The organism is Methylobacterium sp. DB0501 (genome assembly GCF_011043735.1).
Lineage (GTDB): Bacteria > Pseudomonadota > Alphaproteobacteria > Rhizobiales > Beijerinckiaceae > Methylobacterium > Methylobacterium alsaeris.
Map to the genome: position 1 here is coordinate 39,808 of NZ_JAAKGV010000016.1, position 21,905 is coordinate 61,712.

Annotated in this window: 17 protein-coding genes; 10 read left to right on the forward strand and 7 right to left on the reverse strand. The window is 73.1% G+C overall.

Annotation, left to right across the window (positions count from 1 at the left end; genetic code table 11):
- Positions 1–79: 79 nt before the first annotated feature.
- On the forward strand, positions 80–469 hold the full coding sequence (hpxZ, locus tag G4G93_RS22225; protein WP_165087240.1) for an oxalurate catabolism protein HpxZ: 390 nt from the start codon (positions 80–82) through the stop codon (positions 467–469).
- Complete coding sequence (atzF, locus tag G4G93_RS22230) at positions 466–2,250, forward strand: allophanate hydrolase (protein ID WP_165087241.1); 1,785 nt, start codon at positions 466–468, stop codon at positions 2,248–2,250. The genes hpxZ and atzF overlap by 4 nt, the downstream gene beginning before the upstream one ends.
- Before the next feature lie 127 nt (positions 2,251–2,377).
- Here the strand turns inward: atzF and G4G93_RS22235 are convergent, their stop codons facing one another.
- From G4G93_RS22235 to G4G93_RS22255, 5 genes are all read right to left on the reverse strand, one after another.
- Positions 2,378–4,807, reverse strand: coding sequence for a glycosyl hydrolase 2 galactose-binding domain-containing protein (locus G4G93_RS22235; RefSeq protein WP_165087243.1), 2,430 nt, complete (start codon positions 4,805–4,807; stop codon positions 2,378–2,380).
- A 271-nt stretch (positions 4,808–5,078) separates the two neighbouring features.
- Complete coding sequence (locus G4G93_RS22240) at positions 5,079–6,083, reverse strand: DUF1839 family protein (protein ID WP_165087245.1); 1,005 nt, start codon at positions 6,081–6,083, stop codon at positions 5,079–5,081.
- Positions 6,084–6,090: 7 nt separating this feature from the next.
- Entirely contained in the window at positions 6,091–7,059 is a 969-nt protein-coding gene (locus G4G93_RS22245) for an amino acid--[acyl-carrier-protein] ligase (protein WP_165087246.1), read from the reverse strand.
- Positions 7,059–8,264 carry an acyl-CoA dehydrogenase family protein gene (locus tag G4G93_RS22250; RefSeq protein ID WP_165087459.1) on the reverse strand — a complete coding sequence of 402 codons (1,206 nt, stop codon included), beginning with the start codon at positions 8,262–8,264 and terminating at the stop codon, positions 7,059–7,061. The genes G4G93_RS22245 and G4G93_RS22250 overlap by 1 nt, the downstream gene beginning before the upstream one ends.
- A gap of 2 nt (positions 8,265–8,266) precedes the next feature.
- On the reverse strand, positions 8,267–8,521 hold the full coding sequence (locus tag G4G93_RS22255; protein WP_165087248.1) for an acyl carrier protein: 255 nt from the start codon (positions 8,519–8,521) through the stop codon (positions 8,267–8,269).
- 684 nt (positions 8,522–9,205) lie between these two features.
- On the opposite strand from G4G93_RS22255, the gene repA reads away from it, so the two are divergent.
- The 4 genes from repA to G4G93_RS22275 all read left to right on the forward strand — a co-directional run bounded on the left by repA (position 9,206) and on the right by G4G93_RS22275 (position 12,526).
- Positions 9,206–10,435 (forward strand): plasmid partitioning protein RepA, encoded by a 1,230-nt coding sequence (gene repA / locus G4G93_RS22260; RefSeq protein WP_165087250.1) that lies wholly within the window; start codon positions 9,206–9,208, stop codon positions 10,433–10,435.
- Positions 10,432–11,526 carry a plasmid partitioning protein RepB gene (repB, locus tag G4G93_RS22265; protein ID WP_165087251.1) on the forward strand — a complete coding sequence of 365 codons (1,095 nt, stop codon included), beginning with the start codon at positions 10,432–10,434 and terminating at the stop codon, positions 11,524–11,526. The genes repA and repB overlap by 4 nt, the downstream gene beginning before the upstream one ends.
- Positions 11,527–11,874: 348 nt before the next feature.
- Positions 11,875–12,096, forward strand: coding sequence for a hypothetical protein (locus tag G4G93_RS22270; RefSeq protein WP_165087253.1), 222 nt, complete (start codon positions 11,875–11,877; stop codon positions 12,094–12,096).
- A 7-nt stretch (positions 12,097–12,103) separates the two neighbouring features.
- The gene (locus G4G93_RS22275; protein WP_312892202.1) at positions 12,104–12,526 is read left to right on the forward strand and encodes an MgtC/SapB family protein; all 423 of its coding nucleotides are present in this window, start codon (positions 12,104–12,106) and stop codon (positions 12,524–12,526) included.
- A 312-nt stretch (positions 12,527–12,838) separates the two neighbouring features.
- On the opposite strand, the gene G4G93_RS22280 is transcribed toward G4G93_RS22275, so the two are convergent.
- Positions 12,839–14,266, reverse strand: a complete 1,428-nt coding sequence (locus tag G4G93_RS22280) for a HAMP domain-containing sensor histidine kinase (RefSeq protein ID WP_246736947.1) — start codon at positions 14,264–14,266, stop codon at positions 12,839–12,841.
- Positions 14,263–14,949, reverse strand: a complete 687-nt coding sequence (locus G4G93_RS22285; RefSeq protein WP_165087254.1) for a response regulator transcription factor — start codon at positions 14,947–14,949, stop codon at positions 14,263–14,265. Before G4G93_RS22285 ends, G4G93_RS22280 begins: the two co-directional genes overlap by 4 nt.
- 149 nt (positions 14,950–15,098) lie before the next feature.
- Between G4G93_RS22285 and G4G93_RS22290 the strand changes: the two genes are divergently transcribed.
- The 4 genes from G4G93_RS22290 (at position 15,099) to pepT (ending at position 21,651) form a co-directional block, all read left to right on the forward strand.
- Complete coding sequence (locus tag G4G93_RS22290; RefSeq protein WP_165087256.1) at positions 15,099–16,448, forward strand: efflux RND transporter periplasmic adaptor subunit; 1,350 nt, start codon at positions 15,099–15,101, stop codon at positions 16,446–16,448.
- A gap of 7 nt (positions 16,449–16,455) precedes the next feature.
- On the forward strand, positions 16,456–19,605 hold the full coding sequence (locus G4G93_RS22295; RefSeq protein WP_165087258.1) for an efflux RND transporter permease subunit: 3,150 nt from the start codon (positions 16,456–16,458) through the stop codon (positions 19,603–19,605).
- Positions 19,606–19,737: 132 nt separating this feature from the next.
- Complete coding sequence (locus G4G93_RS22300) at positions 19,738–20,361, forward strand: glutathione S-transferase family protein (RefSeq protein ID WP_165087463.1); 624 nt, start codon at positions 19,738–19,740, stop codon at positions 20,359–20,361.
- 15 nt (positions 20,362–20,376) lie between these two features.
- Entirely contained in the window at positions 20,377–21,651 is a 1,275-nt protein-coding gene (gene pepT / locus G4G93_RS22305) for a peptidase T (RefSeq protein ID WP_246736948.1), read from the forward strand.
- The last annotated feature ends 254 nt before the right edge of the window (positions 21,652–21,905 follow it).

Below are 21,905 nucleotides of genomic sequence, written 5' to 3' on the forward strand. Positions count from 1 at the left end.
ACCCGCTCACCTCAGGATGAGATCGCGAGTGGACTGCGTCGAGGCAGACGCCAGGAAACGTCTTCAGGGAGAAAACCCCATGGACATCGACCACCCCGACGTGAAAGCCGAGGTCGAGGCGGCCTTCGCTGCTTACGAGACCGCCCTCGTCACCAACGACGTGCCGACCCTGGAGGCCCTGTTCTGGGACGATCCCCGCACCATCCGGTACGGCGTCGGGGAAAACCTCTACGGCATGGATGCGATCCGGGCCTTCCGCCGGGCGCGCTCGCCGGTCGGGGTCGAGCGGCGCATCGATCGCACCGTCATCACCACCTTCGGGCGCGACTTCGCCACCGCCTCGACGCTGTTCTGGCGCGAGGCCCATCCCGGCAAGGTCGGGCGCCAGATGCAGTCCTGGGCCCGGCTGCCCGAGGGCTGGCGGGTCGTCGCCGCGCATGTCAGCCTGATCGACGAGGTGCCGGCATGAGCCCCTTCCCCCTGACCCTCGGCCAGTACCGCGAGGCCTACGCCTCAGGATCGCTCACCCCCGGCGGGGCCGTGCGCGAGGTCTACCGGCGCATCGCGGCCCATGCCGATCCGGCCGTGTTCATCACCCTGCGGCCGGAGGCCGAGGCGGCGGCGGAGGCCGACACCCTGCCGGCGGGCCCGCTCCACGGCATCCCGGTCGCCGTGAAGGACAACATCGACGTGGCGGGCCTGCCCACCACCTGCGCCTGCCCCGGCTACGCCCGTGTCGCCGAGGCGGATGCCGCGGTGGTGGCGCGCCTGCGGCAAGCCGGGGCACTCGTCATCGGCAAGACCAACCTCGACCAGTTCGCCACCGGCCTCGTCGGCGTGCGCTCGCCCTACGGCGTGCCGCGCAACACCCTCGATCCGGCTCTGGTGCCGGGCGGCTCCTCGTCGGGCTCCGCGGTGGCGGTCGCCGCCGGCCTGGTGCCGCTGGCGCTCGGCACCGACACCGCCGGCTCGGGCCGGGTGCCGGCGGGGCTCAACGCCATCGTCGGGCTGAAACCCAGCCTCGGGGCGCTCTCGACCCGCGGCGTGGTGCCGGCCTGCCGCACCCTCGACTGCGTCTCGGTCTTCGCGCTGACCGCCGAGGACGCGTTCGCGGGCCTCACCGCGCTCGCCGGGTTCGACGCCGCCGATCCGTTCTCGCGGGCCCTGTCCCTCGGGCATCCCGGGCCGCTGCCGCGGCGGATCGGCGTGCCGGATGCGGGAAGCCGGCGCTTCTTCGGCGATGCGCCGTCCGAGGCCGCCTTCGACGCCGCGCTCGCCGATCTCGAATCCCTCGGCGCGACGCTGGTCCCGGTCGATCTCGCGCCGTTCTTCGCCACCGCCGCGCTGCTCTACGACGGGCCGTGGGTGGCCGAGCGCTGGGAGGCGATCCGCTCCTTCATCACCGGGCAGCCCGAGGCGCTGCACCCGGTCACCCGCGCGATCACCGAGCGCGCGACCGGATTCTCCGCCGCCGACGCCTTCGCGGGGCACTACCGGCTGGCCGAACTGCGCCGCGCCACCGAGCCGGTCTGGCGCGATATCGACGCGTTGTGCGTGCCGACATTCCCGCGCCCGCAGACCCTTGCGGCGCTCGACGCCGACCCGATCGGCCCCAATGCCGAGCTCGGCACCTACACCAACTTCGTCAACCTGCTCGACCTTTGCGCGCTCGCCGTGCCGAGCCGTCCGCGCGCCGACGGCCGGCCGGCCGGCGTGACGCTGATCGCTCCGGCGGGCCGGGACGCCGCCCTGATCCCCTTGGGCGACGCCCTCCACCGCGCCGGCGGCATCCCGATGGGGGCGACCGGCACCCCCCTGCCGCCGGCCTCCGAGCCGGGGCCGGCGCGGGCGACGGCCGACGAGATCGAGCTGGCGGTGGTCGGCGCGCACCTGTCGGGTCTGCCCCTCAACGGCGAGCTGACGGCGCTCGGCGCCCGCTGCCTCCGTGCGGTCGCGACCCGGCCGGACTACCGCCTCTACGCCCTGCAGGGAGCGGGGCCGCGCCGTCCAGGCCTCGTGCGGGTGGCGGAGGGCGGCGCGTCGATCGCCACCGAGGTCTGGGCGCTGGCGCCGGCGGCCTTCGGCCGCTTCGTCGCGGCGATCCCCGCCCCCCTCGGCATCGGCACCCTGCGGCTGGCCGACGGCACGACGCCGAAGGGGTTTCTCTGCGAGCCCGAGGGCGTGCGGGCGGCGGAGGACGTGTCGCGGTTCGGGGGGTGGCGGGCGTATCTGGCGGCGGCGCAGGGGTGAGCGCCGGTTCGGTGTCGGCCTGATCCGTTCCTGGACCGATCAGGCGCGGGATCCCCTCTCCCGTGCGGGAGAGGGGAGAAGTCCTCTGCCTTGATTCGAACCGACCCGGCCTGACACGGATGCCCCGTCAGAACCGCACCGCCTCGCTCCCGTTCACCGCCCGCACCGTGCCGCTCGGCCGCCCCCTCGTGCCGATGAGCGCGAGGCGGCGCTCGCCTCCCGGCGCCAGGTGGAACCAGTTGTCCGAGGACCGCCCGGGCCCGTCGAGGGCGACGTGGACGGCGAGCGCGTGGCGCGACGCGGCGACCCGCAGGCCGACCCCCCTCCCCTCCTCGACGAGGTCGGCCGACAGCCCGATCTCCTGCGGCGTCGCATCCCGCCCGGCCGGGAAATGGAACGCCTCGGCGAGCGGCGCTCCGTCCGCACCGGTGAGCCGCAGATGCGCCAGCGCATGCGCCGCCGGGCCGAAGCGATAGGCCGCCGTCGCATCGAAGAAGCGCCCGAGCAGGACGGCCGAGGACAGGCTGACGGAGTCGCGGGGGCCGAGCGACAGGGACCGCTCCGCCTGCGCGGCGACCTTGCCGGCGGCGCTGGTGAAGGTGAGCGCGAGCGTCGCGTCGAGCGGCCGGTCGGACTCGTTCAGGACGTGGGCGTGGAGGCCGTTCAGCCCCTCGTCCGAGAGCACGGCCTGGACCGGCCGGAAGGCGCGCTTGAGCGCGTACCAGGCCGATTTCGGCCGGCCGGCGACGTCGACCACGCCCCAGCCCGCCCCCGGCGCGAGGTCGCGCCAGAGCCAGACCAGGCCGCCGGCGGCGACCGAGGCCGGGCGGCGCCACTCCGAAAAGGTCGCCTCCATCACCTCGGCGACGGCGGCGCGGCCCAGCGTCAGGTAGCGCTCCGGGTCGTCGCGCCGTAAAGCCTCCGGGTCGACGCCGTAGAGCGATCCCACGTAATGGTCGCGCACGCCCTCGAAGTCCCAGTCGGCGCCGCGGTCGCGCGGCACGCCGAGGCCCCAGGCCGGGCTGCTCGGATCGGTCAGCCCGGCCTGCGCGAGCGAGACCGGTTCCGGCACGTTGGCGAAAGCCAGGCACTCGGAGGCGAAGCGCACCTCGGCGCGGCGGGCATCCTCGAACGGGCGGCAATAGGCGCCGACGCCGTAATAGTGGGTCACGCCGGCATTGGCGGAGAACGGTAGGTCGCCGCCGGAGGGGGAGTTCGGCACCACGACGAGGTCCGGCCGGCGCGCGGCGACCGCCTCGTGCAGCATCGCCTCCACCGCGGCGGCGCGCCAGACGGTGTCCGGAAACCCCAGCATCGCGGCCTGCTGCTCGACCTCGCTGCCGCCGCCGACGACGCAGAGCGAGGGCGAGGCCTGGAGCCGGTCGAGGAGCTGCGCGATCTCGGCCTCGAGCGCCGCCCGGAAGGCGGGGTCGTCGGTCGGGTAATCGAAATTCGCCAGCATCAGGTCCTGCCAGACCAGGATGCCGAGTTCGTCGCAGAGGTCGTGGAAGGGTTGGGCCTCGTACAGCATGGTGCCGCCGACCCGCAGCATCGTCGTGCCGGCCTCGACGGCGAGCGCCAGGAGCGGGGCGTAGGCCTCCCGGTCGCCCGGCAGCCCGACGAGATCGGCCGGGGTCCAGCAGGCGCCGCGGCAGAAGACCGGCACGCCGTTCACCGCGAGGCTCAGGCCCTCCGCGAAGGGGCGCAGCCTCGCGATCGTGCGGAAGCCGACCCGTCCGAGATCGAAGCTCCGCCCCCCGGCCTCCACCGCGACGGCGTGCAACCGCGGCTCGCCGTGGGTGTGCGGCCACCACAGGGCGATGCCGGGCAGATCCAGCCGGCCCTCGAACCGGCCGGGCGCGGTCTCGGCGAGGGCCGCTTCCCGGCCGTCGCAGCGCAGGATCATGGGCCCGCGGGCACCCGGACAGGTCAGGCGGACGGTGAGGATCCCCGTCCCGTCCTCGACCCGCGTGCGCAGGTCGATGTCGGCGGGGCGCGCCCCCCCCTCTCTCCGGGTGATCGGGCGATACGGGCCGACGGCGTCGACGCTCGGGCACCAGCCCGGCATGAAGCCGAGCAGCGTCGTGCGGGCGTGGCGCAGCGAGCCGGGCGTGGCGAGAAGCGGCCGCCAGCGGCCGCGCTTGTGCGGCCGGGCGAGCTCCTGCGCCAGCGAGCGGAACGCGAGGGCGAGGCTGTGCGTGCCGGCGAGATCGACCGCGACCTCGTGGGCCAGGAACATCGAACGGGAATCGAGCAGACGCCGCCCGTCGAGCCAGACCTCGCAGAGCGTCGCCAGGCCGTCGAAGCGCAGGGTCTCGCGGCCCTGTCCCGCGAGTGTCGTGCGGTACCAGATGTCGGAGCCGTGGAGCGGCGTCGGCTCGGCGTCGGACCAGCGGCCGGCCGCGCGAAGCGCCCCCGCGGCGGTGCCGGGCACCGGCGCGGGAAGGAAACCGGCGAGGCCCGCCAGGTCATCGGGCCCGGGGCAGGCGCCGGGCGCGGTGACGATCATCTCCCACGGCCCGTCGAGGGTCCGGTCGACGTTGCGCAGAAGGGCCATGTCGTCCTTGGAGGCGGTTCTTGAGGGCTCGACACATCTTGCACCCTCCGCGCGACCCCGGCTTCCCGCCTGGGGCGAGCCCCGGGATCACGAGGAGGATTTTTGCTGCGTGTCCGTTCGACCGGCCGGAGCACTGCCCGATCGCAGCGACACGGTCCACGACGCGGCAGAGTGCGCGGCGTGGGAGCGATGGCCGCCGCGCCGCGCACCCTGCTGTGTCGTGGACCGTATGGCAGCGCGGTCGGGCGTCCAGGCTAAGGCAGCCGGCCCGTCACCCGGCGGCCAGCGCGCGGTCGAGGGCGTCGAACACCGCCGCGTAGGTCGCCTCGGCGGCGGCCAGGCGCTCCGGAAGGCCGGCGAGCCGGCCGCGGGCATAGGCGCGGGCGAGCTGGAACTGGAACGCCTTGGCCTCCTCGGCGAGCCGCGTCGCCGCCTCCGCCGCCGCACCGAACGGCCCCACGCCCTCGGATTCCAGCCAGGCGAGATGGCTGCCGAGCAGCTCGAAATTCGATCCGAGCTGGCGGGTGGTGTTGAAGGCGTAGGCGTGGAAGGCCGAGAGCGGCCGCTGCACGAAGGCGTCCTCCTTCGCGGCGAGCGCCGCGCGGAAGGCCGTGACCGGGTTGGCCCCCGGGGCCTGGGCGCGGTGCCGGCGCAGCAGCGCCAGCGCCGCTTCGGCCAGGGCCGTGCCCGCGAGGCCCGAGCCGCACGGCTTCACGAACTCGGCATAGGGCAGGAGTTCGCCCCTGGCGAAGATCCCGTCGTAATCGGCGCCCTCGAGCGTGAAGCGGCCGGCATTGTGGATGTAGTCGAGCCAGCGCCGCGCCGGGTCGAGGGCCAGGATCGCGATCGTGGTCTTCGAGGCCTCGCGCCGGTAGGTGGTGCCGGCGGTGTCGGGCAGGAAGAAGGCGTTGACCTCGACCAGCACAGGGAATCCGCGCGCCGCCTGGATCAGGCTGTGGCTCTCCAGGTCCTCGTAGAGCGCGAGTTCCAGGATCTCCAGGCCGTAGAGGGCCTCGAGATCGGCCGCCTTCGGCTTGAAGAAGGTGAACTGGTCGCCCTCGAAATCCTGCCGCAGGGTGAAGCCCAGCATCGCCTCGGGCCTCAAGCCCCGCAAGTGCAGGAGCTCGATCCAGAGATCGACGTAGCAGTTCGTCTCCGGCCAGGTGCGGTCGGGCGCGTGGAGGGCGTGCGGGGGGGTGCGAGGGGCCGCGGACGTCTCCGTCCGCGGCGGCTCGGTGACGAGGTCCCGAGTTAGTTGCGCGAGGGCGGCCGACATCGCGGCCTCAGCCGAAGAGCTGGGCGCGCACATCCGCCGGCCAGGCGTCGAGGTCGAGGCCGTGGTGGCGCAGGAGCGCGAGGGTGATCCGCTCCAGCCCGAAGCCGACGCAGGCGGTGTGGGCGGTCGTGCCGTCGGCCTGGTCGATGCCCCAGGTCGTGCCGAAATGGTCCTGGTGGTAGTTGAAGCTGAGGCAGGCGGTCGGGCTGTCCTCGCTGTTGACCGGCACGTTCAGCTCGAACTTCAGCGCCTGGGCGCGCTGGTTGTTGGCGAGCATCTTGCCGGCGCGGCCGAAGAACGGGTCGTTGGCCGGGTCGACGGCGAGCGGCAGGCCGAGGTCGCTCATCATCGTCGTACCGCGCTGCAGCCACATCTCGCGGAAGGCCAGCACCTGCTCGGGGCTCCCCATGCGGACGTATTCGCGCATCCGGAACAGCTGCATCCGGGTCGGCTCCAGCGACGGCTCGTGCCGGAAGCAGTAGGATTGCAGGTCGAACAGCAGGCCGTCCGCCGGCAGCCGGCCGCGGGCGGCGGCGACCGGGTAGAGCGGGTAGCAGGCGGCCGGCGTCAGCACGATGTCGGTGGCTGCCTGCTTGGCGGTCCAGTCCTCGCCGGCATCGAGGCAGGCCAGCAGCCGGGCGTGGTCGGCCTCGTTGCCGCAGAAGCTGTGCACCGTGCCGGCGAGGTGCGGGAAGCCCTTGAGGTAGCCGCTGCGCTCGAAGCTGGAGCGGGCCATGCCGGGCGGGAAGCGCAGGACCTCGGCGCCGTCGGCCCCGCCGATGCGCGAGACCAGCCGGTCGAGGGCCTCGACCACGCTCTCGAAGGCGCCGGAGCGGCCGTAGAGCCCGTCGACCCCGGTGCGGATCAGGAGACCGCGGTCGAACAGCCGGTCGAGGAACGAGCGCGGCTCGGGAGCCGCGTGGTCGGGCGCCTCGTCGGTGACGGGCTGGAGATCGGAGGAGAGGTTCTGGTCCATCACGCGCTCAAGAGCTTGCCGCTGCCCTTCTGCACCAGCAGGAGGTTGGCGGTGTTGGAGAGGATGCGGTCGTTGTTGATCATCAGCGGCGCCGAGAGGACGTCGCGCAGCTGCCGGCCGAGGCTGAACGGGGTGCCGTTCTTGTAGCCGGCGAGGCCGACCACCGAGAGGGCGCGCTGCACGATGTCGACGGCCTGGACCGAGACGGTGGTCTTGACGTTGTTGAGCATGATCGAGAAGCCGATCGCGCTCAGCGCGTCCGGGTCGCCCTTGGCGGCCTCGTAGCGGGCGAGCCCGGCGACGATCGTGCTCTTCATCGCCTGGAGCTCGTTGGCGGCCTCGGCCAGGCGCAGCGCGCCCGGGGGCGCCTGGCCCGGCTTCTTGCGCGCCTCGGCCTGCACGAAGGCGCGGGCGCGATCGACCGCGTAAGTGGCGATCCCGAACCACACGCTGCCCCAGAGCAGGTGCGAGGCGGCGAGCATCGACTGGGCGGCGATCTCCGCGAAGGGCTTCTGCAGCACCTGGGCCAGGGGCAGGCCCTCGGCCTTGAGCAGGAAGCCGTCGCTGCAGGTGCCGCGCATGCCGAGCGTGTCCCACACACCGGTGCGCTCGAGGGTGATCTGGTCGGCGAGGAGCGCCACCAGCACCTGGTCCGAGGTCGCGGCCTCCGTGTGGCGGCGGGCCGTCGCCAGGATCAGGTCGGCCTGCGCGCCGTAGGAGATGACGCTCGCCTCCTTGGTCAGCCGGAAGGCGTCGCCCTCCGCCTCGACCGCGCAGAGGCTGTTGCGCAGGTCGCCGCCGATCCCGGCCTCGGTGGTCGAGGAGGCGATCAGCATCTGCTCGGCGGCGATCCGCTCCATCAGGGTGCAGTGCCAGGCGCTGTCGAGGCCGTGGGTGACGAGGCTCGCGAGCTTGATGTGGTGCATCGCGAACACCATCGCGGCGGCCGAGCAGGCGCGGCCGAGGATGGCGCAGAGCTCGGCGATCTCGCTCATCGTGGCCCCCTCCCCTCCCAGGGAATGCGGGACCTGGATGCCGAGCAGCCGCTCGGCCTTGAGGGCGGCGACGGCCTCGGCCGGGAACCGGCCCTCGCGGTCGACCGCGTCGGCATGCCGGGCGGCTTGTTCCGCGACGCGCTTGGCCCGCACGTCGAGGGACTCCACCGGCGTCGCGACCGGCAGGGCCGCCGCGACCTCGACGTGCATGTTCATGCGGCCTCCTGCTGGCACAGGCCCGTGACGGTGTCGCGGATGATGCGGATGGTCGAGAACGACCGGCGGCCGAGCGCCGAGTCGGGGAACTCGATCTCGAACCGTTCCTCGAGGGCCAGCATCAGCTGCACGGAGCCGAAGGAATCGAGGCCCTTCTCGAACAGGTCGTCGTCGTCCGTCAGCGTGTCGGCCACGCCCTTGAGCGACTCGAGCGACTTCAGCACGTCCCGGATGTCGGAGATTTCGACCATGAGGCTCCACCTTCTGTATGAGACGACACTCTCATCCCGCAGATGAGGGTGCAATGTCAGATGTAAGTCTTGGTAAATTTTCGGATGTCTATTTTAGCGAAACACCTGCTCCACTGCGGCGCAGGACGCTCGATCCGAGCTGATGTCGATCACTCAACTCGACCCGGCTTAACGGCTGGCAAATCGCATCGCGGAGTCGGGCCTGAGGATTTCATCAAGCTTACGGATTTCTCCCACGTGACGAGCCTGTCCCGCGTGACGAGCTTCCCCGAGTGACGGGGCCGGAGACTGAAAGCCCCTCCGCGAGTCGAGCCCCGAGCCGCTCTGCCGGCTGGCCATGGCCTTGACGGGTGCGGACCGCGCGGTCGCGGGCTTGTCGGGTCTCTCCTGTCCGGTGGAGTCGGGGTGGCGCCGTTCCGAACCCTAGCGCCGGAGACGCGCGCGATGAAGCGGCCGGCGTAGCCCCATTTGGAGGTAGGCTCTCGCTCTTCCGGCGGTCTCGCCTCCGCTTCGGGCGGGGTGTCCGCAGCCCCCTCCCCCACCGCCGGTGGACGCCGCTGGCGCGTCGGGCTTGCGCGAGGCTTGCGCCGGTCCGGCGGTGCCGATTGCGAATCGGGGCGCGAACGGGCCAATTGCAGTTTGAACGCCGAACCGGCGATATTTCTGCAAGCAGGGCTCGCGAGCATGAATCAGCATACGCCGCCGCACCCCCCCGCCCCCATCGCTCCCGCCCCCGCCCCCGTCGCGCCCGCGGCGATGATCGGCGCCCACGCGGCGACCCTGCGCGCGCAGCTCCAGGCGATCTCGTCCGGGCTGTTCCCGCCCACCGCCGCCAAGGGCCTGCGCCGCTTCACCTCGACGGAGGCCGCCCGGATCATCGGCGTGACGGCGTCGCGGCTGCAGCAGCTCGCCGCCGACGGTCTCGGGCCCCAGCCGGAGGTCTCGTCGAACGGCCGGCGCTCCTACTCCCTCGCCGACATCCACGGCCTGCGCGCCTATCTCGACGAGAACACGCGAGGCGGCCGGCGCTACCACCCGCGGCGCGGTGCCGGCGAGCACCTGCAGGTCGTGGCGGTGGCGAACTTCAAGGGCGGATCGGGCAAGACCACCACCACCGCCCACCTCGCCCAGTCCCTGGTGCTGCGCGGCTACCGGGTGCTCGCCATCGACCTCGATCCCCAGGCCAGCCTCTCGGCCCTGATGGGCGTGCAGCCGGAACTCGACGTCGGCGCCGACGAGACGCTCTACGGCGCGATCCGCTACGACGACACCAAGCCCCTGCGGGACGTCGTGCGCCCGACCTACTTCACCGGCCTCGACCTCGTGCCGGCGAACCTCGAACTGATGGAGTTCGAGCACGAGACGCCGCGGGCGCTGAGCCGACGCCGGACCGGCGAGCCCCTGTTCTTCGACCGCGTCGCCCACGCCATCGAGACGGTGGCCGACGATTACGACGTGGTGGTCATCGATTGCCCGCCGCAGCTCGGCTACCTGACCCTCTCGGCGCTCTGCGCCGCGACCTCGCTGCTCATCACCGTGCATCCGCAGATGCTCGACGTCGCCTCGATGAGCCAGTTCCTCGCGATGACCGAGGACCTGCTCGGCGTGGTGGCGGAATCCGGCGGGCGGCTGCAATACGACTGGCTGCGCTACCTCGTCACCCGCTACGAGCAGCAGGACGCGCCGCAGACCCGGATCGTCGGCATGCTGCGCACCCTGTTCGAGGATGCGGTGCTGACCGCGCCGATGCTGAAGTCCTCCGCGGTGTCGGATGCCGGCCTGTCGAAGCAGACCCTCTACGAGATCGGCCGCGAGAGCGTCACCCGCTCGACCTACGACCGGGCGCTCGAATCCCTGGAGGCCGTCAACGGCGAGATCGAGGGCCTGATCCGTCGCGCCTGGGGCCGGTCATGAGCCGCAAGTCGAACCTCGACGCGCTGTTCGGCGCCCGCCCCGCTAAGGTATCCGCCTCCCAGCCCGCCGCTCCGCCCGCGCCCGAGCCGGAGGCGTTTGCAGCTGCAAACCCGGACGCCGCCGAGCCCGAGTTTGCAGCTGCAAACGCCCCGGTCCCGGAGCACAAGGCGCCGGACGGCCCCAGGCCTCCGGAGCGCAGCCGCAGCGGCCCGGTCCGGGCGATGAGCAGCACCCTGCGCGGCCTCGCCGCCCGGGCCGACGCCGCGGCCGAGATCGAGGCCGGCAGCGTCGTGGTCGAGATCGAGCCGGGCCGGATCGACGATTCCTTCATCGCCGACCGGGTGGCGGATGCCCACGACCCGGGCCTCGCCGCCCTCGTCGAGAGCGTGCGCGAGAGCGGCCAGCAGGTGCCGATCCTGGTGCGGCCGCATCCCGACGACCCGGAGCGCTACCAGGTCGCCTACGGCCGCCGGCGCATCCAGGCGGCGCGCCAGCTCGCGCGTCCGGTCCGCGCCGTGGTGCGCCCGCTCAGCGATGCCGAGCTGGTGGTGGCGCAGGGCAAGGAGAACCTGGAGCGCCAGGACCTGAGCTACATCGAGCGGGCGTTCTTCGCCCTGCGGCTCGAGGAGCACGGTTTCCCCCGGGGCACGATCACCGCCGCGATGGGCGTCGGCAAGGGTGACCTCTCGACGCTGATCTCGGTGGCGCGCACCGTCCCGGCGGAGATCGTCCGGGCGATCGGCCCGGCGCCGGCGGCCGGGCGGCCGCGCTGGATGCTGCTCGCCGAGCGGATCAAGGCGGCGCGCCCGAACCGCATCGCCGGCCTGATCGCCGATCCGGCCTTCGCCGGGAAGCCGACCAACGAGCGCTTCGCCGCCCTGCTGCACGCCCTGGCCCCGCCCGCGGCGCCGCGGCCGGCGCCGCAGGTGTGGAGCGACGAGGCCGGCCGCAACCTTGCCAGGATCGAGCGCGGGCCGGACCGGGTGGCCGTGACCTTCGACGACCGCCTGGAGCCCGGTCTGGCCGATTACGTCCTCGACCGGCTGCCGGAGATCCTGGCCGCGTACCGGGCCGGCCGCTCGCGGCCCTGACCGACCGCCCGGGGATCCGGGCCCTGGGCGGGACATGTCTTCGCGAGTCCCGCCCCCGATCGAGGCCCGCCCTGCGCCACGCCCTCCTGATCCTCGCGCTCCTCGCGCCCACCGGCGTCCTCGCCCAGAACGCGGCCGAGACGAACGCCGCCGACGGGCGCCGCCGACGGGCGCCAGGTCTGCGAGGCCAAGGCCGACCGAAGCGGCATCACCGGCGACAACCGGGCGACGTCTCGTCGCGAATGCGAGGCCGGCGAGCGCCTGGCGCGCGGCGCCACCCCGCCCTGAGGCGAACGGGACCAGACCCGGCGCGTTGGAGCTCCAGACACACTCGCCGCGGAGCAGCCGATGTCCGACTGGAGGCCCATCGACCGCGCGCCCCAGGACGGCCGCTGGATCGTCGCCATCCACCGGGACGTGCCGGACCGGCGCGCCGTGATCCGCTGGGATCCCGGGCGGGCCGGGGACGGCCGGCCCTGGCACGTCGCCACCACCGAGTACGGCTACGCGTCGGACGCGTTCACCCACTGGACGCCGTTCCCGGACCCGCCCGAGCCGGGAAGGGAGTGACGATGCGGTGACGCTGCCCGACGCCACGGCCTTCACCCTCTCGGCGGTCGTCGCGCACCTCGGAGCCGCCACCCTGTGCGGGCTGGGCCTCGTCGCCTCGCGCGCGGCCGTCATTGCCACCTCGGCGCTCGGCCTTCACGCGGTGGTGCGCCGGGAGGGCGGGAATGCCGATCGGCTGCGGGTGATCCAGGGCCTGGCCCAGGCGATCGGCTTCATCTCGGCGGGAACGATCGTCGTCGCCCGGCGCAATGTGAAGAATCTCACGACCGCCGCGAGCCTCCGGTTCGCAGCCTCCGCCGGCATCGTCGCAGGGGCGGCGCAGTTCACGCTGCCCGCGGTCGCGATGGGATTCGGCGGCGTCGTCCTGATCGCGCTGAGGCAGCTCGCGCGGCTGGGCTTGGCCCCCGCCGAGGATCGCCAGGAAAGCTGACGTTGCGAGCGCTGAAGTCGGGAGGGCAGGGGCGACCTGGCCCGCCGGCCGGTCGAAACAATGGGCTCGAAACAGGAGCACCGCCGCGATGGCGTCGCGGCGGTGCTTGCCCTCGAAGAGGGCGTTCCTCCCCAGACTTCGGGCCGCTCTCAAGGGCGGCCTGTTTCGTGTCTGTGATCACAGTGGTACCCGGCGACGGGCCGGCGCACAAGCACAATTGTGCGTCATTTGCGGGCAAGTGGCACTTTCGTGCTCAGGCGTCAGGCCGGGCCGGGGAGGGGAGTCCGGTCCCCCGGACCGGTCTTGCGGCCGTCACGGCGCGGCGTTTCTCTCCGGCGCCCGGCCCGCCCGCCGGTCCGCTCCGCGCTCCGTCTCCCGCGGGCACAGCATCGTGAACCGGGCGCCGCCGCCATCCGCCTCGCCGACCTCGACCGGGAAGCCGTGCAGTCCGGCGATCGCCGCGACGAGCCCGAGGCCCAGGCCGTTGCCGGGCGTCGGGCGGGCGGGCTCGGCGCGGTAGAAGCGGCGGAAGACCCTCGCACGCTCGGGCAGCGGGATCCCCGGGCCGGTATCCTCGACGCTGACGAGGGCGAAGCGGCCGGTCTCGGCGAGGCCGACCCGCACCCCGCCGCCCGGGGGCGTGAACTTCACGGCGTTGTCGATCAGGTTCGCCAGCGCCTCGAAGACGAGGTCGCGGTCGCCCCGGACCGGCACCGGGCCCGGGGCGACCGCGACGCCGAGCGACACCCCGCCATCCTCCGCCAGCGGCGCGAACAGCTCCGCCGCCTCGCGCACCACGGTGGCGAGGTCGAAGGCGGAAAAGCCTGCGGCGCGGCGGCCGTGCTCGATCTCGCCGATGCGCAGGACGGCGGTGACCATCGCGAGGGTCTGGTCGATCCAGGCGAGGCCCTGGTCGATCGCGTCGCGAAGCTCCTCGACGGTCGTCGCCTGCTCGCGGCTGCGCTCCAGGCGCGCCCGCAGCCGGGTCAGCGGCGTGCGCAGATCGTGCGCCACCGCGTCGCCGACGCTGCGGACCTCCTCCAGCAGGCGCTCGATCTCGTCGAGCATCCGGTTGACGTCGCGGGCGAGCCGGTCGAACTCGTCGTCCCGCGTGCCGACCGGCAGGCGCCGCCGCAGGTCGCCGCGCCGCACCTCGGCGAGCGCCGCTTCCGTCGCGGCCAGGCGCCGGCGCGCCCGGCTCGCCAGCACGAGGCCGCCGAGGCCGGACAGGAGGAGGGCGGGCACGAGACCCAGGGACATCGCCCGCAGGGTCGTCGTCCGCACCCGGTCGATCTCGTCGGTGTCGTGACCGATCACCACGGTCCCGCCGTCGGGGAGCGCCAGCGCCGTCGCCCAGATCTCGTCGGCGATCGGGCCGTCCGCCGTCTCGATCGTCGCCCCGACCCGGGCCGCGTCGCCGTCATCGGCGAGGCCCGCCGGCCGGGCGACGAGGTTGCCGGCCCGCCGCACGCCGTCGCGGCCGAACACGCCGCCGTAATGGGTGGCGTGACGGTCCATGGCGATCCAGGTCTCGACCCGGCCGGTCGCGCCGGCCGGGTCCTCGGCGGCGGCCCGCACCTCGAGCCGCAGCGTCTCGGCGAGTTCCTCGCGCAGGAACGCCGCCGTCTGCCAGTAGACGAAGCCGAACATGACGAGCGCCAGGAGGGCCGACCACAGCGCGATGCCGAGCGCCCAGCGGAAGGTGGCGGAGCGCAGGAGCTCGGACAGCCGGTCGGTCATCGCGGTCCGTCGTCCGGGACGAGCGTGAAGCCGATGCCGCGCACGCTGTGGATCACCGGCGGCTCGCCGGCCGCTTCGAGCTTGCGGCGCAAGCGGCCGAGATGCACGTCGATGAGGTTCGATTTCGGGGTGAAGCGGTAGTTCCACACCTCCTCGAACAGGAGCGCCCGGGTCACGACCTGGCCGGAGCGGCGCATCAGGTATTCGAGCAGGGTGAGTTCCCGCGGCAGCAGGTCGAGGTCGCGGCTGCCGCGCCGGCCGGTCCCGGCGATCAGGTCGATCTCCAGGCTGCCGACCCTCAGCAGCGTCTCGCGGGTATCGGCCGGGCGGCGCAGGAGCGCCTCGATCCGGGCGGCGAGCTCGGCCAGCACGAAGGGCTTGGCGAGGTAATCGTCGCCCCCGGCCCGCAGGCCCCGGATGCGCTCGTCGACGTCGGAGAGCGCCGAGAGCACCAGGGCCGGCGTCCGGTCGCCGGCGCCGCGCAAGCCCCGCAGCAGGGTCAGGCCGTCGAGCCCCGGCAGCATGCGGTCGAGGACGATCGCGTCCCAAGGGGCACCCCGGGCGCGCTCCGCCCCCTCCGGCCCGGTCGCCGCCCAGGCGACGTCGTGCCCGCGCCCGCGCAGGTCGCCCAGGATCTCCTCCGCCGTCGCGGCATCGTCCTCGATCAGCAAAAGCTTTGCCACGACTCCCCCTCCGGCCTCGGACCGGGGTTTTGCCCCGGAACGCCGGTCCCGTCCCTGCGGGAACGGCAGGATGAACGCGAATTTAATGGCGATGGCCTGTCCCGCATCTAGGTGTTGGAATCATTCCAATCCAGCAGGTGGGAGAGGCCGTGCTCCTGGCCGTCGAGACCGTCGCGCGCATCGCCGGGAGCGAGGTGCGCCCGAGGCAACGGACGAACGAGGCGCCGGCTTTGCGGCCGTCGCGCCCGGGCGGCCGGCCGCCGTGGCGCGGCCTCGCGCTCCTCGTCGTCCTGGTCGGCCTCGCCGGCGCCGGCTGGACCGAGCGCGACGCGGCCGGGACCGCGCTGGCGCCCCTCCTCGCCAAGCTCGGGCTGACGGCGCCCGCGCCGGCCCCGGCCGCCGCGGAGAGCACCACGCCGGCCGACCCGAACCTCGTGACCCTCGACGCGGCCGGCCAGACACGCATCGGCCTGGCCTTCGGCACGGCCGAGACCCGCCGCATCGTCCTGCCGGTGCGGGCGCCCGGCATGGTCGCCTTCGACGAGCGCCGCGTCACGCATCTCAAGCCCCGCACCCCCGGCCGGGTGCTCTCCCTCGCGGTGCAGCCGGGCGATCCCGTCCGGGCCGGACAGACCCTCGCGACCCTCGACGCCGCCGGCCTGCTCGAGGCCCGCAACGGCCTCGCCGAGGCGCAGGCCAGCCTTGCCGAGGCGCAGGCGACCGAGACGGTGGCGGAACTCAACCTGAAGCGCGGCCAGGACCTGCTCAAGGTGATGGGCGTCGCCCAGGCCGAGGTCGACCGCCGCCGGGTCGACCTCGCCAAGGCCCATGCCGCGACGCTCGCCGCGAAGGCCAAGGTCGATCTCTACGCCGCGCAGGTCCAGCGCCTCGCCCCCGAGCCCGGGGCGCCGGCCGGCACCAGCGCCATCGTGTCGCCGATCGACGGGGTGGTGACGGCGAGCGGCATCACCCTCGGCGAAGTGGTCGACACCGGCAGCGACGCCTTCACGGTGGCCGACCCGTCGCGGATCCAGGTACTGGCGAACCTCTACGGCCGCGACATCGCGGCGGTGAAGCCGGGCGATACCGCCACCGTCCGGGCGCCGGTGCCGGACCATCCGACCTTCGCCGGCCGGGTGCGCTCGGTCAACGCGGCGGTCGATCCGGCCACCGGCACCGCGCCGGCCCGCATCGAGATCGCCAATCCGGGGGGCGCCCTGCGCGCCAACATGTTCGTGTCGGTCGAGATCGGTGCCGATCTCGGGCGGGAGGGCACGACGATCCCGGCCGCCGCCGTGCAGCAGACCGAGGACGGCCCGGTCGCCTTCGTGCGCGACGCCGACGACCGGTTCGAGAAGCGGGCGCTCAGCCTCGGGGTGCAGCGGGCCGACTGGGTCGAGGTGACCAAGGGCGTTTCGCCCGGCGAGACGGTGGCGACGAAAGGAAGCTTCGGCCTCAAGGCGATCCTGCTGCGCAGCCTCCTCGGCTCGACGGATTGAGGGTGCGATGACGTCCTGGTTCGCCCTCCTGATCCGGCGCCGCTGGCTCGTCCTGGTCGTGGCGCTCGCTGCCGCCGCCGGCGGCCTCGTCAACCTCCGGGGCCTGTCGATCGACGCGGTGCCGGACATCTCGCCCAAGCAGGTGATGATCCTGACGCTCTCGCCCGGGCTCGGGCCGCTCGAGGTTGAGCGCCTGGTGAGCTTTCCCGTGGAGAGCGCGATGGCCGGCGCGCCGGGGCTCACCGGCATCCGCTCGACCTCGCGCTTCGGCGTCTCGGCGGTCTACGTCACCTTCGACGAGTCCATGCCCGTCACCGAGGCGCGGGCCCAGGTCTTCCAGCGCCTGCCCCAGGCCAAGGCGATGATGCCGGCCGGCATCGGCGACCCGCAGCTGGGCCCGATGGCGACGGGCCTGGGCGAGATCTACCAGTTCGAATTGCGCGGGCCGGCCACCTCGCCGATGGAGCTGAAGCGCATCCTCCAATGGACGATCGCGCCGCGGTTGAAGCTCACGCCCGGCATCGCCGACGTGAACATCTATGGCGGGCAATTGCCGACCTACGAGGTGCGGGTCTCGGCCGAGAGCCTGCAGCGCTACGGCGTCACGCTGGGCCAGGTCTACACGGCGCTCGCCGAGAACAACCTCGCCCGGGGCGGCGCCTATCTCGAGCACAACGACCAGCAGGAGGTGATCCGGGGCTTGGGGCTCGCGACCGGTCCGGAGGACATCGCCCGCATCGTCGTGGCGACGAATCCCGGCGGCGTGCCGGTGACGGTGGCGAGCCTCGGCGAGGTGGTGGAGGCGCCGAAAGTGCGCCTCGGCGCGGTGACCCACGACGCCGCCGGCGAGACGGTGGTCGGCATCGCCATGATGCAGCAGGGCGAGAATGCCAGCGCGGTCGTCGAGCGGGTGAAGGCGACGATCGAGGAACTGCGCCCGCAATTGCCGCCCGGCATCGCGATCCGGCCCTATTACGACCGCTCGGCCCTGGTCGAGCGGACGATCCACACCGTGGCCCACAACCTCGTCGAGGGGGCGGTGCTGGTGATCGTCGTGCTGCTGCTGCTGCTCGGCAACCTGCGGGCCGGCCTCGTGGTGGCCGCAGCGATCCCGCTCTCGATGCTCGTCGCCTTCGCGGGCATGCGGGTCCTCGGCCTGTCGGGCAACCTGATGAGCTTGGGGGCCATCGATTTCGGGCTCATCGTCGACGGCGCGGTGGTGATGATCGAGAACGTGCTGCGCGCCCGCGGCGAGCATCCGGAGCAGCCGGCCCATGCGGTCATCCGCGACGCCGCCGCGGAGGTGGCAAAGCCCGTGATGGTCGCGGTGGCGATCATCATTCTGGTCTACCTGCCGGTGCTGGCCCTCGAAGGGGTGGCCGGCAAGATGTTCCGGCCGATGGCGCTCACCGTCATCCTGGCGCTCGCCGGCTCGCTCGTCGTCACCCTGACCCTGATGCCGGCGCTCGCCGCCCTGGTGCTCTCGGGGCGCGGCATCGGCGAGCGCGAGACCCGCCTCGTCCACGGGATGCGGGCGGCCTACACCCCCGTCCTGCTCGTCGCCGAGCGGCGGGCCGGCGCCACCCTGCTGGTGACGCTCGCCCTGTTCGCCGGGTCCTGCATCCTCGCCACCCGGCTCGGCGGCGAGTTCCTGCCGAAGCTCTCGGAAGGCTCGATCGTCGTCACCTCGGAGAAGCTGCCGGGCATCAACCTCGACGCCTCGCTGGCAGTCATGCGCCGGATCGAGGCGGTGCTGAAGTCCTTCCCGGAGGTGAAGCGGGTGGTCTCGCTCACCGGCAGCGCCGAGATCCCGACCGACCCGATGGGCGTCGAATCGACCGACAGCTTCATCACGCTGACCGACCCCGCCACCTGGACGACGGCGCAGGATCAGGACGGCCTCGTCGCGGCGTTCCGCGAGCGCCTGCTCCGGGAGGTGCCGGGGGTCGCCTACGCCTTCTCGCAGCCGATCCAGATGCGGATGGACGACCTCCTGGAGGGCGTGCGCGGCGACGTGGCGATCAGCCTCTACGGCGACGACCTCGCCGTCCTGAAGGACAAGGCCGACGCCATCGTGCGGGCGGTCTCCGCCGTGCCGGGCGCCACCGACGTGAAGGCCGAGGCCCAGGCCGGGATGCCGGCCTTGTCGATCACGGTCGACCGGGCGGCGGCGGCCCGCTACGGCGTCAGCGCCGGCGACGTCCTCGACGTGGTCGAGGCGATCGGCGGCCGCCCGTCGGGCCAGGTCTATCGCGACGACAACGCCATCACCGACATCGTGGTGCGGCTCGCCGGATCCGACCGCGCCGACATCGAGCGGGTGCGCGCCCTGCCGGTCGGGCGCGGGGGTAAGGATGCCGCGAAGGGCACCGTGCCGCTCTCCCTCGTCGCCTCGGTCGAGGTCGCCAGCGGCCCGGCCCAGATCAGCCGCGAGCGGCTGCAGCGCCGCATCTCGGTCCAGGCCAACGTGCGCGGGCGCGACGTGCAGAGCTTCGTCACCGAGGCCCAGGGCGCCGTCGCGGCGCAGGTGCCCCTGCCGCCGCGCTATTCCCTCGTCTGGAGCGGCCAGTTCCAGAACCTCCAGGAGGCGACGGCCCGGCTCGCCGTGGTGGTGCCGGCGGCGCTGGCGGCGATCCTGGTGCTGCTGGTGGTGCTGTTCTCCGACATCCGGGTGGCGGGCCTGATCTTCCTCAACGTGCCGATGGCGGCGACCGGCGGCATCCTGGCGCTCCATGCCCGCGGCCTGCCGTTCTCGGTCTCGGCGGCGATCGGCTTCATCGCCACCTTCGGCATCGCCGTTCTGAACGGCGTGGTGCTGATGAGCACGCTGCGCGACCTCGAACGGGCCGGCCTCGATCCCCGCGCGGCCGCCACCGAGGCGGCCGAGCGCCGCCTGCGCCCGGTGACGACGACGGCGCTCGTCGCGACGCTCGGCTTCCTGCCGATGGCGCTCTCGACCAGCGCCGGCGCCGAGGTGCAGCGCCCGCTCGCCACGGTGGTCATCGGCGGCCTCGTCACCGCGACGCTCCTGACGCTGGTCGTGCTGCCCGCCCTGTACCCGTACGTCGCGCGGCTGCGCCGGCCGACCGGGGGCGGGGGAGGGGAGGTGGACGGCCGGGAGGGGCGGCGGGAGAGGCGGGTCGGGTCGGACGCGTGACGGGTCACGGCCGGTGACCTTTTCCCCGGCGCCTGCCATGCCGTGGACGCGGATCCGCCCCGCCCACCCCGCCCAAAACCGGCGCGACTCCGCGCCCGAACCGGCCTACGGTCCGGCACCGGAGGAGAGCGCATCATGATCCAGCTCTACACCTGGGACACGCCGAACGGGCGCAAGATCAGCGTCGCCCTGGAGGAGATGGGGCTGCCCTACCGGGTCGAGCCGGTGGACATCACCAAGGGCCGGCAGTTCGAGCCGGACTTCCTGGCGTTGAGCCCGAACAACCGCATCCCGGCGATCGTCGATTCCGAGGGGCCGGACGGGGCGCCGATCTCGGTGTTCGAGTCCGGCGCGATCCTGGTCTACCTCGCCGAGAAGACCGGGCTGTTCCTGCCGGCAGGCGGGCGCGGCCGGGTCCAGGTGATGGAGTGGCTGATGTGGCAGATGGGCGGCTTCGGGCCGATGCCGGGCCAGGTCCACCACTTCCTCGGGGTCGACGAGAAGGACCGCACCTACGGGCTCGAGCGCTACCAGACCGAGACGCGCCGGCTCTACGGCGTGCTCGACCGGCGCCTCGCCGAGGGCGAGTTCGTCGCCGGCGCGCTCTCGATCGCCGATTTCGCGATCCTCGGCTGGGCCTGGCGCCACGCCCGGCACCGGATCGACCTCGCCGACTACCCCCACGTGCGACGCTGGTACGACGCCTTGATGGCGCGGCCGGCGGTGCAGCGCGGCTTTGCCGTCGCGCTCAGCTGAGGATGAACCAGGACCATGCCGGATGAGACGGCCCTGCGGGGCATGCCGGACGAAACGGCCCTGCGGGCCGAGCTCGTCGCGCGCTTCTTCCGCTACCTCGCGGTGGCGAGCCAGAGCGATGCCCGCGCGACTACCCTGCCGAGCACCCCGGGCCAGCGCGCCCTCGCCGAGCTGCTGGCCGGGGAATTGCGCGAGATGGGCCTCACCGAGGTGGTGCTCGACGAGCACGCGATCCTGACCGCGTGCAAGCCCGGCACCCGGCCCGGCGCCCCGCCGATCGGCTTCGTCGCCCATCTCGACACCGTCGATGTCGGGCTCTCGCCCGAGATCCGCCCGCAGGTGCTGCGCTTCGACGGATCCGACCTCTGCCTGAACCGCGACCAGGACATCTGGCTGCGGGTCGCCGAGCACCCGGAGATCGCGCCGTGGGCCGGCGAGGACGTGATCGTCGGCGACGGGACCAGCGTGCTCGGGGCCGACAACAAGGCGGCGATCGCCGTGCTGATGACGCTCCTCGCCACCCTGACGCCGGAGGACGCGCATGGCGACATCCGGGTCGCCTTCGTGCCCGACGAGGAGATCGGCCTGCGCGGCGCCAAGGCCCTCGACCTCGCGCGCTTTCCCGTCGACTTCGCCTACACGATCGATGCTTGCGCGGTCGGCGAGGTGGTGATCGAGACCTTCAACGCGGCCGGCGCCGAGATCGTGTTCACCGGCGTCGCCGCGCATCCGATGTCGGCCAAGGGCGTGATGGTCAACCCGCTCCTGATGGCGCACGACTTCATCGGTCGCTTCGACCGGGCCGAGACGCCGGAGAACACCGAAGGGCGCGACGGCTACATCTGGTTCAACGGCCTCCAGGCCCATTCCGGCGAGGCCCGCCTGCAGGCGATGATCCGCGACTTCGACCGCGCGCGCTTCGCCGCCCGCAAGGCGCGACTGCACGCGGTCGCCGACGAGATCGCGGCGCTCTATCCGACGGGCCGCGTGGCGTGCCGGATCACCGATACCTACGGCAACATCCGCGACAGCCTCGGCGACGACACCCGCCCGGTCGACCTGCTGTTCGCGGCGCTCGAGGCGGAGGGCATCGCCCCGAACCAGATCCCGATGCGCGGCGGCACCGACGGGGCGGCCCTCTCGGCGCGCGGCCTGCCGACGCCGAACTACTTCACCGGCGCGTGCAACTTCCATTCGCGGTTCGAATTCCTGCCGGTGCCGGCCTTCGCGGCGTCGTGGCGGGTGACGCGGCGAATCTGCGGGCTGGCGGCGGGGGAGGGGGCTGCGTGAGCCGACGGGAGGCTCGAATCCCTTCGGGTCGTTCCGGGATGCCACTCCGCACCGCATCCACGACATTGGCGCAGGCTGTGCCGACAGTCTGCCGTTCCGCCGCGAGCCGCTCCCCTGTCCCGGACGAATGCGGCGTCAGCGGACGGAGATCCGGGATCCAGCCCAAGACGTGCCGCGAAGCGGCTCTCCGTGCTGCAACGTGGCAGACACACGGTCGCTTCACGACGTCTGATGGCCGGATCCCGGATCTCCGT

Bases quoted from the DNA above. Each gene is read 5' to 3' on its own strand.
- hpxZ (WP_165087240.1), top strand. From the start codon at position 80: ATGGACATCGACCACCCCGACGTGAAAGCCGAGGTCGAGGCGGCCTTC.
- atzF (WP_165087241.1), top strand. From the start codon at position 466: ATGAGCCCCTTCCCCCTGACCCTCGGCCAGTACCGCGAGGCCTACGCC.
- G4G93_RS22235 (WP_165087243.1), bottom strand. From the start codon at position 4,807: ATGGCCCTTCTGCGCAACGTCGACCGGACCCTCGACGGGCCGTGGGAG.
- G4G93_RS22240 (WP_165087245.1), bottom strand. From the start codon at position 6,083: ATGTCGGCCGCCCTCGCGCAACTAACTCGGGACCTCGTCACCGAGCCG.
- G4G93_RS22245 (WP_165087246.1), bottom strand. From the start codon at position 7,059: ATGGACCAGAACCTCTCCTCCGATCTCCAGCCCGTCACCGACGAGGCG.
- G4G93_RS22250 (WP_165087459.1), bottom strand. From the start codon at position 8,264: ATGCACGTCGAGGTCGCGGCGGCCCTGCCGGTCGCGACGCCGGTGGAG.
- G4G93_RS22255 (WP_165087248.1), bottom strand. From the start codon at position 8,521: ATGGTCGAAATCTCCGACATCCGGGACGTGCTGAAGTCGCTCGAGTCG.
- repA (WP_165087250.1), top strand. From the start codon at position 9,206: ATGAATCAGCATACGCCGCCGCACCCCCCCGCCCCCATCGCTCCCGCC.
- repB (WP_165087251.1), top strand. From the start codon at position 10,432: ATGAGCCGCAAGTCGAACCTCGACGCGCTGTTCGGCGCCCGCCCCGCT.
- G4G93_RS22270 (WP_165087253.1), top strand. From the start codon at position 11,875: ATGTCCGACTGGAGGCCCATCGACCGCGCGCCCCAGGACGGCCGCTGG.
- G4G93_RS22280 (WP_246736947.1), bottom strand. From the start codon at position 14,266: ATGACCGACCGGCTGTCCGAGCTCCTGCGCTCCGCCACCTTCCGCTGG.
- G4G93_RS22295 (WP_165087258.1), top strand. From the start codon at position 16,456: ATGACGTCCTGGTTCGCCCTCCTGATCCGGCGCCGCTGGCTCGTCCTG.
- pepT (WP_246736948.1), top strand. From the start codon at position 20,377: ATGCCGGATGAGACGGCCCTGCGGGGCATGCCGGACGAAACGGCCCTG.